General features: G+C 40.7%; 16 protein-coding genes. 2 read left to right on the top strand and 14 right to left on the bottom strand.

All coding sequences use genetic code 11. The annotated features are described in order from the left end of the window. Positions 1–226: 226 nt before the first annotated feature. The 3 genes from WMO13_RS04065 to WMO13_RS04055 are packed head-to-tail and all read right to left on the bottom strand — an operon-like array spanning position 227 to position 2106. Positions 227–496, bottom strand: coding sequence for a PAAR domain-containing protein (locus tag WMO13_RS04065; RefSeq protein ID WP_026878722.1), 270 nt, complete (start codon positions 494–496; stop codon positions 227–229). 28 nt (positions 497–524) lie between these two features. After that, the gene (locus tag WMO13_RS04060; RefSeq protein WP_245601151.1) at positions 525–1478 is read right to left on the bottom strand and encodes a hypothetical protein; all 954 of its coding nucleotides are present in this window, start codon (positions 1476–1478) and stop codon (positions 525–527) included. A 52-nt stretch (positions 1479–1530) separates the two neighbouring features. Next, positions 1531–2106: a hypothetical protein gene (locus WMO13_RS04055; protein ID WP_156923260.1), complete on the bottom strand. Its 576-nt coding sequence runs from the start codon at positions 2104–2106 to the stop codon at positions 1531–1533. A 164-nt stretch (positions 2107–2270) separates the two neighbouring features. Between WMO13_RS04055 and deoC the strand changes: the two genes are divergently transcribed. Together deoC and deoB are read left to right on the top strand one after the other, a co-directional pair. Continuing rightward, positions 2271–3053, top strand: a complete 783-nt coding sequence (deoC, locus tag WMO13_RS04050; protein ID WP_026878720.1) for a deoxyribose-phosphate aldolase — start codon at positions 2271–2273, stop codon at positions 3051–3053. A 32-nt stretch (positions 3054–3085) separates the two neighbouring features. Further along, complete coding sequence (gene deoB, locus WMO13_RS04045) at positions 3086–4312, top strand: phosphopentomutase (protein WP_026878719.1); 1227 nt, start codon at positions 3086–3088, stop codon at positions 4310–4312. A gap of 222 nt (positions 4313–4534) precedes the next feature. Here deoB and WMO13_RS04040 read toward each other — a convergent pair whose 3' ends face one another. The 11 genes from WMO13_RS04040 to hisB form a co-directional block, all read right to left on the bottom strand. Beyond that, positions 4535–5509, bottom strand: a complete 975-nt coding sequence (locus WMO13_RS04040) for an EamA family transporter (RefSeq protein ID WP_026878718.1) — start codon at positions 5507–5509, stop codon at positions 4535–4537. A 427-nt stretch (positions 5510–5936) separates the two neighbouring features. After that, entirely contained in the window at positions 5937–7181 is a 1245-nt protein-coding gene (locus tag WMO13_RS04035) for a nucleoside permease (protein ID WP_026878717.1), read from the bottom strand. A gap of 30 nt (positions 7182–7211) precedes the next feature. Further along, the gene (locus WMO13_RS04030) at positions 7212–8030 is read right to left on the bottom strand and encodes a purine-nucleoside phosphorylase (RefSeq protein WP_026878716.1); all 819 of its coding nucleotides are present in this window, start codon (positions 8028–8030) and stop codon (positions 7212–7214) included. Positions 8031–8286: 256 nt separating this feature from the next. Further along, positions 8287–8757, bottom strand: a complete 471-nt coding sequence (locus WMO13_RS04025) for a hypothetical protein (protein ID WP_026878715.1) — start codon at positions 8755–8757, stop codon at positions 8287–8289. Positions 8758–8834: 77 nt separating this feature from the next. Beyond that, a complete protein-coding gene (locus WMO13_RS04020) occupies positions 8835–9335 on the bottom strand; it encodes a DUF2335 domain-containing protein (RefSeq protein WP_026878714.1) in 501 nt (166 codons plus the stop codon). Between the two features lie 24 nt (positions 9336–9359). Continuing rightward, a complete protein-coding gene (locus WMO13_RS04015) occupies positions 9360–9572 on the bottom strand; it encodes a hypothetical protein (RefSeq protein ID WP_026878713.1) in 213 nt (70 codons plus the stop codon). A gap of 135 nt (positions 9573–9707) precedes the next feature. After that, a complete protein-coding gene (locus WMO13_RS04010) occupies positions 9708–10142 on the bottom strand; it encodes a hypothetical protein (protein ID WP_034855523.1) in 435 nt (144 codons plus the stop codon). A 512-nt stretch (positions 10143–10654) separates the two neighbouring features. Then, positions 10655–11254: a bifunctional phosphoribosyl-AMP cyclohydrolase/phosphoribosyl-ATP diphosphatase HisIE gene (gene hisIE / locus WMO13_RS04005; RefSeq protein ID WP_026878712.1), complete on the bottom strand. Its 600-nt coding sequence runs from the start codon at positions 11252–11254 to the stop codon at positions 10655–10657. Positions 11255–11453: 199 nt separating this feature from the next. Then, the gene (gene hisF, locus WMO13_RS04000) at positions 11454–12230 is read right to left on the bottom strand and encodes an imidazole glycerol phosphate synthase subunit HisF (protein ID WP_026878711.1); all 777 of its coding nucleotides are present in this window, start codon (positions 12228–12230) and stop codon (positions 11454–11456) included. Continuing rightward, entirely contained in the window at positions 12212–12946 is a 735-nt protein-coding gene (gene hisA / locus WMO13_RS03995) for a 1-(5-phosphoribosyl)-5-[(5-phosphoribosylamino)methylideneamino]imidazole-4-carboxamide isomerase (protein WP_026878710.1), read from the bottom strand. The genes hisF and hisA overlap by 19 nt, the downstream gene beginning before the upstream one ends. Next, positions 12947–14035, bottom strand: coding sequence for a bifunctional histidinol-phosphatase/imidazoleglycerol-phosphate dehydratase HisB (gene hisB / locus WMO13_RS03990; RefSeq protein ID WP_026878709.1), 1089 nt, complete (start codon positions 14033–14035; stop codon positions 12947–12949). It lies immediately after the preceding gene. Between the last annotated feature and the right edge of the window lie 83 nt (positions 14036–14118).

The following is a 14118-nucleotide window of genomic DNA, read 5'->3' as shown; positions in this document are numbered from 1 at the left end:
TAATATCACTATTGATCACTTTATTGAAAAATGTCAAAAAGGGGCTGAAATCGCTAGCAATAAGTTGCCAATTAGCAGTTTCTTGCCAGAAATAAATTATTGGAATGACTGAAAATCTCTTTTTCAAAAGAATGGGAACCATTGAACTTTAGAGCTCAAAATAAAAAAGAAAGCATTGATTGCATAATCGCTTGCCTAAGAATGAATTGAGGATATGCACTAGTCGTTACCCCTTAGTTTTTAAGGTATTTTGAGTAGCTATTAAAGTTGCCCCGCACGTGGTTTTCATTCCTTCAAGAGCAGGTTTTCTACCACCTAAAGAGTAATTACTAATACCCTCAGCAATTACATATACTCCCAAGCAGAGAGGGCATGATACTTGATGCCCCTTACAAGCGATCGGCTGTCCTTCAATAACACATTCTTCCAGACCTTCTAACACCACTCCCCCATGAGATGTCTTATCGCCCTTCCTAATAACTGATCTGCTATTCATAGTATTCCTTAATAACTTAATGCTTAAATTAGATCTGAAACTTGTCCCAAGCCTCAATCAGCTCTGGATTATATTTTCTTAAGGCGCCGAGGTAATCATCAAGTAATGGATCTTCTATAGACATATGATCAATTGCGGGACTAGTGATTTGCGCATAGGGGGTTAAGAGTAGAGGATGTGTGAGTTCTGGATTCTGCAACCCTAATCGCTCCCTTAAACGTAAAACGCCTAAAATTTCTGCAGGATATACGGCCTCAAATGGAGAGGCAAACTCATATTCTCCAGAATCATACTCTTTCTGTGTCAGACCGATACGCTCGATATGAACATCGCAAGCTTCATTTAATATCTCAGCAAACAGTTCAACATTCTCTTCACGCCAATGATTAGCATATTTCATCCAGACAGGATCTTTGGGTAATGCTAATTTCTTTAAATCGGGCGGAGGAAGATTTAACCAATCATTAAAAATTGTCATTGCCATAGCTGAATAGCGGAGTGATTCTGTCATAAAATTAGTATGTCCATTAGTAATAATATCCCCTGTACCTAGCTCTTTCATCATAAATCGATAGAATTTTTGGGCTAAATTTGGTAGCCCTGAGGCTAACGCTAAAAATACAACATTATTTACTTCATCTAGATCAATAGCAGCTGATCGTTGATACTTTCTTGCTAATATTAAATCTAAAATTAAATAATTAACATAACGTTTGCTGTTGATTTGCATAAAAATAATAGCTTCTGAAGGATTTCCTTCTTTAGCTAGCAATAAGGACTCACCTACCCCAACAAAAATCACATGGCCTAAGGCAGCTAATGCCGCTGTCGACTTTTCACCAGTATCAATATAATCTCTTAATCCATAACCATCTTCACAATAATCATTTCCCAAAGATATTGAATCTTCCGCCCATTTTTTAACTTGTAACAAAGACTTATCTAACTTATCTAGCTTATCTAATTTTATATTTTTTTTCATATAACATATTTCCTTTTATACAACTGACTGCTAGAAACAATTAAATTTAATACTAAAACCACAAATTCAACTGGAAGCCAGAACCATTACCTACTGAGGTTCTCAGTGCTCCGGATTGCTCTAAAAATATTTGTGAATGAAGATATATTAAACTCCTTCCCGCATTATGGATCATTAGCATTAGACTTTTTTGAGCATCAGACGTCTGAAACTGTCCATTTGCTCTCGCCCCATCTATTTCAAAGCGATGATACCACGTATTTTTATCTAAAGAGGGCCGAGTAATTGCTTTATAAGGCCCTCTAGTAAACTCTATTTGAGGAGAGTAAGTTAATCCTTTTTGGGCAACTTTATTAGCGTTAGCTGCATCTTTGCTAATTTCGTACATCTGCCCAACATCTTTTGACGAAGGAATTACAGACGCCCTTCCCTCAACTCTGGCAAAACGCTTGATCTGCTTCCAACGCCGAGGATTTAAAGAGGCAGGAGAGGCTAAGAGTAGTAGATTCATTGCCATAAAGGCTTGTTGGCCCCGCTCCTCCCCATTACTTGGTTTAGCGTACTTTCCGATTGCTTTAAATAGCATTAAGAAGGGGAGGATTACAATGGCAATACAGCCATTAAACACTGTTTTTTGACCATAACCGATGACTTTAGGCTGTTATTTCGGTAGCATTACCCTTAAGTAAAAATATTATTAAATAGTTCAAGAAGCGTACATCCTCTTTAGGTTATTTTACGATGTCGTAGAAATTACGCTCTATTCTTGAGCTTTAGCATTTGGAGATCAATATGACTAATGTAACGGATGATGCACGTTTAGCACTCTCATTAATGGATTTAACAACGCTTAACCACGATGATACCGATGAGAAAATCATCGCACTCTGCCAACAGGCAAAAAGCCCTGCCGGCAATACCGCGGCGATCTGTATCTATCCTCGCTTTATTCCCCTTGCCCGCAAAACCTTACGAGCGCAAGGAACCCCGGAAATTCGCATTGCTACGGTCACCAACTTCCCTCACGGTAATGATGATCTTGAAATTGCCCTTGCTGAAACCAATGCAGCGCTCGCTTATGGCGCAGATGAAGTGGATGTTGTCTTCCCTTATAGAGCGCTTATGGCCGGCAATGAAACCATTGGATTTGAAATGGTCAAGGCGTGCAAAGAAGCCTGTGCCTCAAAAGGTGCACTATTAAAAGTGATTATCGAAACAGGGGAATTGAAAGAACCTGCGTTAATTCGTAAAGCCTCTGAAATTGCCATCAAAGCTGGTGCTGATTTTATCAAAACCTCAACCGGAAAAGTCCCGGTCAATGCCACACTTGAGAGTGCGAAATTGATGCTTGAAGTGATTCGTGATCTAAATGTCGGTGACAGTGTCGGCTTTAAACCTGCGGGCGGTGTTCGTACTGCGGAAGAGGCCTCTGAATATCTCACTCTAGCGCGTACAATTATGGGCGATCAATGGCTTGATGCCCGTCATTTCCGCTTTGGTGCTTCTAGCCTACTTGGCAATTTATTAGCCACATTAAATGGCCAAAGCGTGACCGCAGATCCGACTGTTTATTAATCGCATCAGCCGATTTTATAGGAGTTTTAATAGTGAAACGAATTTATATTATGGTACTTGATTCCCTTGGGATTGGTGCCGCGCACGATGCGCACAAATTTGGGGATGAAGGCGCGAATACTTTAGGTCATATCGCTAAAGCATTCGCCGAGGGGAAAGCAGATAATGAAACACGCAAAGGCCCCTTAAATATTCCGAATTTATCTAGCCTTGGATTAGGTAAAGCCGCGGAAGAATCTTGTGGTGAATTTCCGGCGGGTTTAGATCCCAATACGCCGATTATTGGTGCTTATGCTTACGCAAGTGAGCTCTCATCCGGTAAAGATACCCCGTCAGGTCATTGGGAAATTGCCGGTGTGCCGGTGCTATTTGATTGGGGCTATTTTAGTGATCTTGAGAATACCTTTCCGCAAGCACTATTAGATAAATTAGTAGAACGCGCGAATCTTCCGGGATACCTCGGCAATTACCACGCTTCAGGAACTGCGATTCTAGAAGAACTCGGCGAAGAGCATATGAAAACAGGCAAACCGATTTTTTATACTTCTGCTGATTCTGTTTTCCAGATTGCTTGCCACGAAGAGACTTTTGGTTTAGATCGCCTCTATGAGCTCTGTGAAATCGCTCGAGATGAGCTCAACAAAGGGGATTACAATATCGGTCGAGTCATTGCCCGCCCTTTTATCGGAACAGATGCAAGTAACTTTACCCGTACCGGTAATCGCCACGATCTTGCAGTGGAACCCCCCGCACCCACCGTATTACAGAAGCTCGTGGAAGAGAAACAAGGGGAAGTGGTGTCGATCGGTAAAATTGCCGATATCTATGCCCACGTAGGCATCACTCAAAAAGTGAAAGCGACCGGCATTAATGAATTATTTGATGCCACCATTGCCGAGATGAAAAAGGCCGGCGATCAGACGATTGTCTTCACCAACTTTGTCGATTTCGATTCTGCCTATGGGCATCGCCGGGATGTGGTGGGTTATGGCGAAGCACTTGAACTGTTTGATCGCCGTCTACCTGAATTAATGGAACTCGTCACAGGTGATGATATCCTTATTATTACAGCGGATCACGGTTGTGATCCAACGTGGGAGGGCACTGATCATACTCGGGAACATATCCCGGTATTGCTCTATGGACCAACAGTGAAACCCGGCTCTCTAGGCCATCGCAAAACCTTTGCCGATATTGGTCAAACGATTGCACGCTACTTCTCACTCACGCCCGGTGAATATGGCGAACCGATGCTATAATCACGGCTATAATCACGCATTCACCGATTAATCATTCGATCGCGTTATGAGACTTCTATAGAGGCTTTCTATAAAGACTTCACAATAAACCCGATAGACCTTCATCTATCGGGTTTCTGCTATTTTATTTTTCAAATTTTGTCTTCAATCTTTTGTTTCAATTTTTGTTTTGATACGTTGCTGATCGTAATCTGATCGCCTTTGCACATCAATCAAAACTGACTAGATCGCCTTTTTCCGCCATCTTAAATTTGCTAACACAATGGCAAAGAGAATCACCAGAACGCCCATCCATTGTAGGAAGCTAATCTGTTCTTCAAGGTAGAAATAAGATGAGAGCATTGCCACCGGTAATTCTACCGCTGATAAAATAGCACTAATAGAGATTCCCACTTTCGGAATGCCCACTGCAAAGAGAAAAGGTGGAATCACTGTCCCCAATAGCGCAAGAATCAAGCCATAGCGATAAAGTGGCTCTTGTAGAACATTAAAGTACTTCGTAAAACTAGGGTTCTGTAGATCAAAATATTGAATGAAACTCGGCAAGAAAATCAATGCCGTAACAATAAAGGCACCGGTAATCATCAACGCACTCTTCTCTAAAGTAGGAAGTGATAACCCTACCCGATTGCTCGTAATAATAAAGAAGCAATAAGAGAACGCGGCCGCTAGCCCGTAGAGATAACCTTTAAGATTAAACGAGATCGATTCATTCAGTACACCTGCTGCCACAATACTACCGGCAATAATGAGAATCACCGCCACAACTTGAATCAAGCTCGGGCGATGTTTAAAGAAAATAAAGTCAATCAATACACTGATCCAGAGATATTGCATTAATAAAATAATCGCAATGGAGGCCGGAATTAATTGCACGCTCTGATAGTAGAGAATCCCCACCAATCCCGGGAAGATCCCTGAAGCAATGACTGTTAGATAATGATCACGTTTTGAACGCTCTGCCTTATTATGTGCCCCTTTATCATTGTGATACGCGTTATGATGAACAGTGCTCATAATAACTTTGGTAATGAGATAGAGAATCCATAAAATCGCCATCCCCAAAAAACTCTGTACCGATGTAATCTGCCCTAAGGTATAACCGGCATCATAAGCTGTCTTTACAATGGAAGAGAGAATCCCAAAGCTCGCTGCGCCAATAAAGACGAGTAAGCCACCTATAAACTTGTCTTTCATTTTTGATAAAATCCTTTTTGATTATTCATTAATGGTCATTTTAGAACTTTCATTGAAAATGATAAGCCGTTAATGATATCGAATAATTAAAAATAATGATAAATATATTCCCTAAAAGAGAGCGATATAATAACCAACTTTGATCTATATCGATCTATGCAGTGACTTCGCTCTTCAGTCATATATAGTAAATTTGGTTTAAGAAAAATGGTTTTTAAACCGCTACTGCGGGATTTTAAAAGAACATAAAACCGCACTAAACAACACTTGCAAGATGCCGGATAGAACAGCTTCCTTGTTTTTCACAGTCGATGCGCCGGCATTTGAATCAATTTATTTTGAACCGATCTGACTATAAAATAACCGCCATCCTCTACAAGATGACGGTTCATAGCGCAACTGATGATTAAGCGACATTGCGATTACTCTATGCGGTCGCCTCTGCGCTTCTATCTTGCTTATAATTAAAGGTAAAATAGAATACAATTGCGAGAATCAACGCATAGCCGGCGAAGACGAGCCAGATTGAATGCCAATCCCGTAGCCCATCGATCGTATAGTAATCGACCACATAGCCACTCAGTTTTGAGCCTAAATATGAGCCAACCCCATTAACCATCATCATAAAGAGCCCTTGCGCACTTGCTCGAATATCGGCATTCACCTCTTTTTCAATAAAGATTGAACCTGAGATATTGAAGAAATCAAAGGCACAACCATAGACAATCATCGAAAGAAGTAGGAACCAGAAGCCAATCGGAGACGGATCACCATAAGCAAAGAGTCCAAAGCGTAATACCCAAGCGAACATACTGATCAGCATTACATTTTTAATCCCAAAGCGTTTCAGTGCAAAAGGAATCGCCAAGATAAAGACCACTTCAGCAATCTGAGAAATTGAGAGTAAGATCGACGGATATTGCACCACAAAGCTATCGGCAAATTCAGGATAGTGGGCAAAGTCCCGTAAGAATGGATTACCGAAGATATTGGTAATTTGTAGCACTGCCCCTAATAGCATCGCAAAAAGGAAAAAGACCGCCATAATTGGTTTTTTAAAGAGCACAAATGCATCTAAGCCCAATATTGCACTTAAAGAGCGATTCATTTTCTGTTTTGCCTTAGGAATGTAGGGTAAGGTCAATGAATAAACAACTAAGATTACGGAAGCAATGCCGGCAATCATTAATTGCCAATGACTCACTTCAAAGCCTGAAAGGCTGATCATCCACATTGCCACAATAAAACCGATTGTCCCAAAGATCCGAAGTTTTGGGAATGTCACCGCCGCATCGAGATTATGCTGTGAAAGACAGTAATAACTGATCGCATTAGAGAGCGACAACGTTGGCATATAAGCAAATAAGCTGATAAACATCATCCAATAGAGTGGATTAAAATCGGTCACAATGGATGCATAAAAGAGTGCGCCAGCACTGACTAAATGACAGAGCATATAGACATATTTTGAGGAGAGATATTTATCAGCAATAATTCCGACAATAACCGGCATAATGAGGGAAGCTAATCCTTTTGAACTGAAGATATCTCCCACTTGTGCGCCATTCATATCAAGCGTATTGATAAGATAGCTTCCCAAAGTAGTCAGCCAACAGCCCCAAATAAAATATTGCAAAAAGAGCATTACCCGCAGGCGATTTTGAATACTCATTACATTCATTGTCTCTATTCCTTTAGATGATTAGAATTGGGCAATCGATTCTGTTACGAGTTTTAAGAAGGTCTCTTTAACCAGCTCCGCAGTTTCGATCACTTCTTCGTGACCTAGCGGTTGATCTAAAATGCCACACGCCATATTGGTTAAACAAGAGATACCGACTGTCTCAATCCCTGAATGACGAGCAATAATCGCCTCCGGCACCGTTGACATCCCCACCGCATCTGCCCCTAATGTGCGAATCATCCGCACTTCTGCCGGCGTTTCATAAGTCGGGCCGGACCACCAAGCGTAAACGCCATTTTGTAATGTAATACCCATCTTCTCGGCAACGCCGGCCACAACGCCCCGCAGTTTTTTACTGTACACTTCGCTGACATCTAAAAAGCGAACACCTAATTCAGCATTATTCGGCCCCATTAATGGATTATTACCAGTTAAATTAATATGATCGGTAATGAGCATTAAATCACCAGGCTTAAAGTTAGTATTTACAGCACCACAAGCATTGGTAATAATCAATTTTTCAATGCCGAGCATCTTCATCACACGCACAGGAAATGTCACTTGATCTAAGGAATAACCCTCATAATAGTGAAACCGCCCCTTCATCGCTACAACGACTTTACCGGCAATCTCCCCTATCACTAATTCATTTGCGTGCCCTACCGCTTCTGATCTTGCAAAATGCGGAATCTCATTATAAGAGATTCGTGTAGCGTTCTCTAATGTATCAGCAAAAGGGCCTAAACCTGAGCCTAAAATAATGCCGATTGTGGGTTTTTGATCACATTTGCTTTGAATAAATGTAACAGCTTCTTGAATCTCAGCAGTAATATGCATAAATTTTTCCTCTATTGAATAAATTGATAGATAGCAATCAACTCATTGAAATGAATGATCAATACAACAGTAAAACAATAAATTGACCTACCAGTTACCACAAATAATAACAAGTAAATGTGATCATTTTTAGCGATTATAGGGGAGATCAAATTTGATGTAAATTGCAATAAACAGCCATTATCCTGATATCCAACAAGATTTGAAACAATATTTGAAATAATATTCGTATATTTCGTTGAGAGATATGAGCCTGTCATTGTTTGAGTTTTAAACGCCCAGCTAATCGTGGAATCTGCGTCAGATCGACCGCATAATGTTTCGGATTTTGAGGATCAATCCATACAGGAATAGAATCCCCCTTGGGAATATAAGGGCTTGGATCGAAAGGAACGGCTTCACTTTTAAAGCGATATACAAGATTGGCAACCGGATCATACCATTGGCTCAAGATAATATAAGGCCGATAATTATTGATCGAATACTCCGCCATTCTCACCTTTAAAAATCGCGCTTTGATAAGCGTCCCTCTCGCTTTTACCCGCTTTTTAATCGCATATTGACGTAGAGGAATCCCGATCATTAAAACCGGTATCACGAGTATACTTAAGCCTATTAAAGTCAGATAAAGCGCCTGATCTCGAATGCCAAAAATCGTGAGTGGCAATCCAAAAATTGCGAATATCACTGCAAAGAAAATTAAGGTAAACCACGCTTGTTTCGGCATTTGAGAACTCTATTTTGTAGATATTTAAATAGTATATTGATATACCTATTAGGAGCATTTTAAATTGGAGAAGAATGCTATTCCGATCTTTTTCTTTTAGAAATCTTACCAAAATAACTACTCACAATCGGAGCAACACCAAATCCCAATATTCCGTATGAAAGTACATCCCATCCCATATACATTCCAAATAATGCTGCACCCACTAATATGATTGATGTATAAAAACCATATTTTTGCGCATTTGAATCAAATTTTGTCCCTCGATCAACAATAATCGATTCCATCTCTCTTCTATGAGCTCCTTGTTTTTCAAACTCCTTAAAAACCGTCTCAGCTGCATTGGGATATAATTTATTGAATCGTTCTAAATGGTCTGGATGAGGAAAAGGGCTATCATAATTCTCTTGTCGATGTTGAATGGCAACTTGAATAGCTCTAATAGCATCGGGATTTTCATTAAGCACTTTGAGCATTTCATCATCTAAAGCACCCTGCTTTTTAAGCTCTTGCATCAAGGATTCTGAAATTTCACTATTTTCACTTGATTGAGAATATTTTTTATTATCTGATTTCATAATAACTATCACACAGTAATATTGTTATTTTTGATATTTATTCATCTCTACATCAATATCATTTTCTGCTATAAAATTTTGTATAGCCCGCTTAAAATCAGAAGAAACTGTCTTCATATCTTCAAAAGAGGCTTCTTTAAATCCTTTTTGCGCAATTTTTTGATAATCATAAGTATTAGATTTTTGGATAAATATACTCGCAACAGCTTGCATAAAGCCTTTTCGTTCATATAGCATCGTCATTTCCTCCGTTAATTCTAAATGGCATTTTTACAATCATTCATCTTTTACTTAGATACCAGTAGTATAGTATATGAATATTGAAAAGTCTGTTTTCAATCTTACTTATCACCTAAAAACCATTCCTTATCTCTATGCCAACTTGGGTAAAAATGAGAGATCAACAAGATAGAGTTTATAATTGCGCCGGCTAATTTTCACCGGGATCGCCCTTTTAAGCAGAAATTCCGTAGGATCATATTCCACATAATCGCTTTTAAAATAGTATTTCACATCTGTTTCAGGATCGGTCCAAACAGTATGCACCACAAAATAGCGACCATCATTACTCTCGACCCGATCTAATCGGCTCTCAATTAAGACAAAATCCCGTAATATCAAACGCTTTTTACGATGCTGTAAAACCTGATAAACAATCAGAGCAATGAGAAGAAGCGCAAAAACCGCACCCATTCCAAAGGCAACCCCAAAGCCCCCTATCTCTCCTTTCTGCCCCAATATGAAAGCTACACTCCATAGCCCAAATATAATGGCTAATAAAATAAGATATCCTACCGCTTGTCTCATCGCTTCTCTTCTTAGATTGTGATCCTTAGAATCTGTTTCTTAGGGTGTTATAGTTCATTGGGTTGAAGAAAAATGGTTTTAACAGCTATTGTTGTGAGGCTTTAACAGAAGATAAAACCTGACTCACCAACAGTTGCAAGATGCCGGATAGAACAGTTTTCTTACCTCGATCAGCTGATGCGCCGGCATTTGAAACAACTTATTTTGAACCGATCTGACTATAATCTTCAATCACGATTATTCAATGAGGCTATCATAAAGGATTATTTGCAAATGAATACAAATAGAGTAGATCTAGTTAAAAAAAGAGTTTGAAGCAGTGAGTATGGAATTTTAAAAAGAGATGCACCGGCATTTCAATAATGCTTATTTTGAGCCACGCTTACGATCACTCTCTGGCAGATTATCGCTTTCAACGGTCAAAAGCGTTAAATGCTAATTACACAAAAAGCACTCGTAATGAGTGCTTTTGATCTGAAATAATGAAGCAATAATCAGAGGATAGCTGTCAATTACTGCTGATGACGCGCTTGTAAAACCTGTAACACATCAGCCCAACTAAGAGATTGATCGCGAAGGAGCACTGTTGCGTGATAGAGGAGATCTGCCATCTCATTTGTCAATTCTTCTCGATCATTAACTGTGCCGGCTAATGCCACTTCAACACCCTCTTCCCCAACTTTTTGCGCAATGCGTTTAGTACCAGAAGCGTAGAGAGAAGCGGTATAAGAGCTTTCCGGATCATCTTGTTTACGAGCTTCAATCAACTGCTCTAAACGGGCGAAAAAGGGCCAAAGCGCTTGTTGTGAAACCGATTCAAAACAGCTGACCGTTCCTAAATGGCAAGTTTCACCCACAGGATTGACCAACAGTAATAAAGTATCCTGATCACAATCCATCGCATAATCCACCAACATTAAGAAATTCCCCGAGCTCTCCCCTTTTGTCCAAAGACGAGATTTGGTTCTAGAGAAAAAAGTCACTTTGCCACTTTTGAATGTTTGCGCCAAAGCTTCTTCATTCATATAGCCGAGCATCAATACTTCAGCACTCTGATAATCCTGAATAATCACCGGCAATAAGTGATCCACTTTATCCCAGTCGATCTTCATTGCTTCAATCATTGTGGTAGGATCAGCTACAGGTTGATATCCATTATTACTTTTCAATTGCACGCCCATTTTATGCTTCCTCTTTATCTCTCATCATTATTTCGTTATTAAATTCTTCTTACAGCTCATCCACAGCGGGATAGAATGGTTGCTAATCCAGACAGATCACGCACCCGCAGTAGGAAAATTCATTGATCGATTAATAACCGGCTACTTCTAATCCTGCTTTGGCAAGATATTCTTTCAGCTCGGCAATATCGACAATGCCTTTGTGGAAAGCTGAGGCGCTCAAAGTACCATCTACTTGGGCTTCTTGATAGGCTTCTAAAAAGTGTGGTAATGCCCCAGCGCCCCCGGAAGCGACTAAAGCACCATCGTAGATCGCTCGGATTTTCTGTAATTGGGGAATATCATAACCATCACGCACTCCATCTTGGTTCATCATATTCACAACAATCTCTTTAACTCCTTTCTCCTTAAGGGCTTTGACCCAATCTAAAGTGCGCCATTTTGTCTCTTGAGTTGTCGCTTCATCACCAGTTAAGGTATAGACGAAATAATCATTCCGCACATCATCAAAGTAAGAATCGATACCTACCACAATTTTATCAGCGCCAAAACGGGCAATTAATTGATCCACTAAATCAGGACTTGCAAGCGCCGGCGAATTGAGGGAAATTTTATCTGCACCACTTGCAAAAAGCTTCTCCGCCGATTCAATCGAAGCAATACCACCGGCGACACAAAGCGGTACATCAATCACCGCTTTAATAGATTGAATCCATTCAGGATCAACAGTCTCTCCTTTAGAAGAGGCGGTAATATCATAAATGACTAACTCATCTGTGCCTGCTTCTGAATAACGTTTCGCTAAAGCAAGCGCATCTCCCATAATTTCGTGCTCCCGAAATTTCGTGCCTTTAACAACGATTTTATCTTTTACATCTAAACAAGCGATTATTTTCGCGCGCATAATATTGCCTCCTTGGCGGTAAATTTTTCTTCTAATAGTGCCCTACCCACAATAATGCCGGCAACGCCTGTTGTTTTGAGCGCTTTAATATCCATCAAAGTACCAATCCCGCCAGAAGCTTGAAATGCAATATTGGGATATTGCTGACAAATCTCCTGATAAAGCGCTACATTTGAACCGGTTAACATCCCATCTCGAGTGATATCTGTCGATAAGACGTGGCACAATCCATACGGTTGGTACTGTTCAATCACAGCTTCTAAAGTTAAATCACTTAACGATTGCCAGCCGTGAATCGCAATTCGTTTTGCACCATTCTCCACTACAAGATCGAGCGCCAATACGATTTTATCTGCGCCAAATCGCTCAAACCAAGCCACCACAATATCGGGATCGGTAACCGCTTTTGACCCCACCACGACACGCTGAATGCCGATATTGAGTAGATTTTCGATATCCGCTTCTGTTCGAATACCACCGCCCACTTGAATCGGTGTACTGACCGATCGAACAATGTCGGCAATAACGGATAATTGCCGGCGTGCCGGATCTTTTGCCCCATCTAAATCCACAAGATGTAGATAAGAAGCCCCCTCACTCTCATAATGTTGTAACTGCGCAATGGGGGAATAATCAAAGGTAGTCTGCCTTGCATAATCTCCTTGAGCAAGGCGCACAACTTGGCCATCAATCAGGTCAATTGCCGGTATAATCTCCATTTATAATACTCCCTTTGAACTCGGTAATTGATCGCCCTCAATCCGGATGGCTTGGCGCAATGTCCGGCCGAAGACTTTAAAGAGCGACTCCACCTTATGGTGAGTATTCTCTCCCTCTGCACTCAAATGAAGCGTACAACCGAGCGCATAGCTGAGTGAGCGGAAGAAGTGGCCGGTCATCTCTGTGCTAAAGGTACCAATCATCTCTCGATTAAAAGTGGCCGAAAAATCTAAATATGGTCTGCCCGAAAGATCAAGCGTACAAAAAGCTCGACACTCATCCATCGGCAGAACAAAGCCAAATCGAGCAATCCCACGCTTATCGCCTAACGCCATTTTAAGCGCTTCTCCCAATGCAAGCCCCGTATCCTCCACGGTATGATGATCATCAATCTCAAGATCTCCTTGGACATCAACCACCATTTTAAATCCCCCGTGGGTAGCGATTTGATCTAACATATGATCAAAAAAGGGAATGCCGGTACTGATCGTACTTGCCCCTGTTTCATCGAGAAAGAGCTCAATAGTAATCTCTGTCTCTTTCGTATTACGAGTCACTAATGCGCTACGCGCCACACGATTATCTGGAATGATCACTTGATTGCTTAACCGTTCAACGATGAGAGGCCAATTGAGCTTCTCCGGATTATAACGAATGCCGGTAATGCCCATATTGTCCGCTAGTTGTAGATCTGTTTCTCGATCGCCAATCACAAAGCTTTGCGCCCGATCGATCCGCCCCGGCGTTAAATATTCATTCACGAGCCCCGTTTGAGGCTTACGGCATTCACACTGATCAGTTGGTAGATGAGGACAGATCAATACATCATCAAATATAATTCCTTGTGAGGCAAATAGTGCCAGCATTTGCTGATGTGGTTTCTCAAAATCAGCCTTAGGGAAACTATCCGTTCCAAGCCCATCCTGATTCGAGACCATAACCAAACGATAACCCGCTTTCTGTAGCTGTAATAGCGCAGGAATCACATTGGGTTCGAACATCAATTTCTCCAAACTATCCACTTGGAAATCTTCCGGCGGTTCGGTAATCAATGTGCCATCTCGGTCAATAAAGAGTATTTTTTGCATTGTCTATTCCATTTCTATCATTCTATTTTTTAATCTGATTCTGATTAATCGATTTTGAGCAATCCGATTCTGATTGAATCAAT

The organism is Ignatzschineria larvae DSM 13226 (genome assembly GCF_038500265.1).
In the GTDB taxonomy this organism is placed as follows: Bacteria; Pseudomonadota; Gammaproteobacteria; order Cardiobacteriales; family Wohlfahrtiimonadaceae; genus Ignatzschineria; species Ignatzschineria larvae.
Note: the sequence above shows the minus strand (reverse complement) of the source record. Positions and strands in the feature narration are given on the sequence as shown.

Excerpts from the sequence above, each read along its gene's own strand:
- WMO13_RS04065 (WP_026878722.1), bottom strand. The coding sequence starts at position 496 with ATGAATAGCAGATCAGTTATTAGGAAGGGCGATAAGACATCTCATGGG.
- WMO13_RS04060 (WP_245601151.1), bottom strand. The coding sequence starts at position 1,478 with ATGAAAAAAAATATAAAATTAGATAAGCTAGATAAGTTAGATAAGTCT.
- deoC (WP_026878720.1), top strand. The coding sequence starts at position 2,271 with ATGACTAATGTAACGGATGATGCACGTTTAGCACTCTCATTAATGGAT.
- WMO13_RS04040 (WP_026878718.1), bottom strand. The coding sequence starts at position 5,509 with ATGAAAGACAAGTTTATAGGTGGCTTACTCGTCTTTATTGGCGCAGCG.
- WMO13_RS04035 (WP_026878717.1), bottom strand. The coding sequence starts at position 7,181 with ATGAGTATTCAAAATCGCCTGCGGGTAATGCTCTTTTTGCAATATTTT.
- WMO13_RS04030 (WP_026878716.1), bottom strand. The coding sequence starts at position 8,030 with ATGCATATTACTGCTGAGATTCAAGAAGCTGTTACATTTATTCAAAGC.
- WMO13_RS04025 (WP_026878715.1), bottom strand. The coding sequence starts at position 8,757 with ATGCCGAAACAAGCGTGGTTTACCTTAATTTTCTTTGCAGTGATATTC.
- WMO13_RS04020 (WP_026878714.1), bottom strand. The coding sequence starts at position 9,335 with ATGAAATCAGATAATAAAAAATATTCTCAATCAAGTGAAAATAGTGAA.
- WMO13_RS04015 (WP_026878713.1), bottom strand. The coding sequence starts at position 9,572 with ATGCTATATGAACGAAAAGGCTTTATGCAAGCTGTTGCGAGTATATTT.
- WMO13_RS04010 (WP_034855523.1), bottom strand. The coding sequence starts at position 10,142 with ATGAGACAAGCGGTAGGATATCTTATTTTATTAGCCATTATATTTGGG.
- hisIE (WP_026878712.1), bottom strand. The coding sequence starts at position 11,254 with ATGAAGATCGACTGGGATAAAGTGGATCACTTATTGCCGGTGATTATT.
- hisA (WP_026878710.1), bottom strand. The coding sequence starts at position 12,946 with ATGGAGATTATACCGGCAATTGACCTGATTGATGGCCAAGTTGTGCGC.
- hisB (WP_026878709.1), bottom strand. The coding sequence starts at position 14,035 with ATGCAAAAAATACTCTTTATTGACCGAGATGGCACATTGATTACCGAA.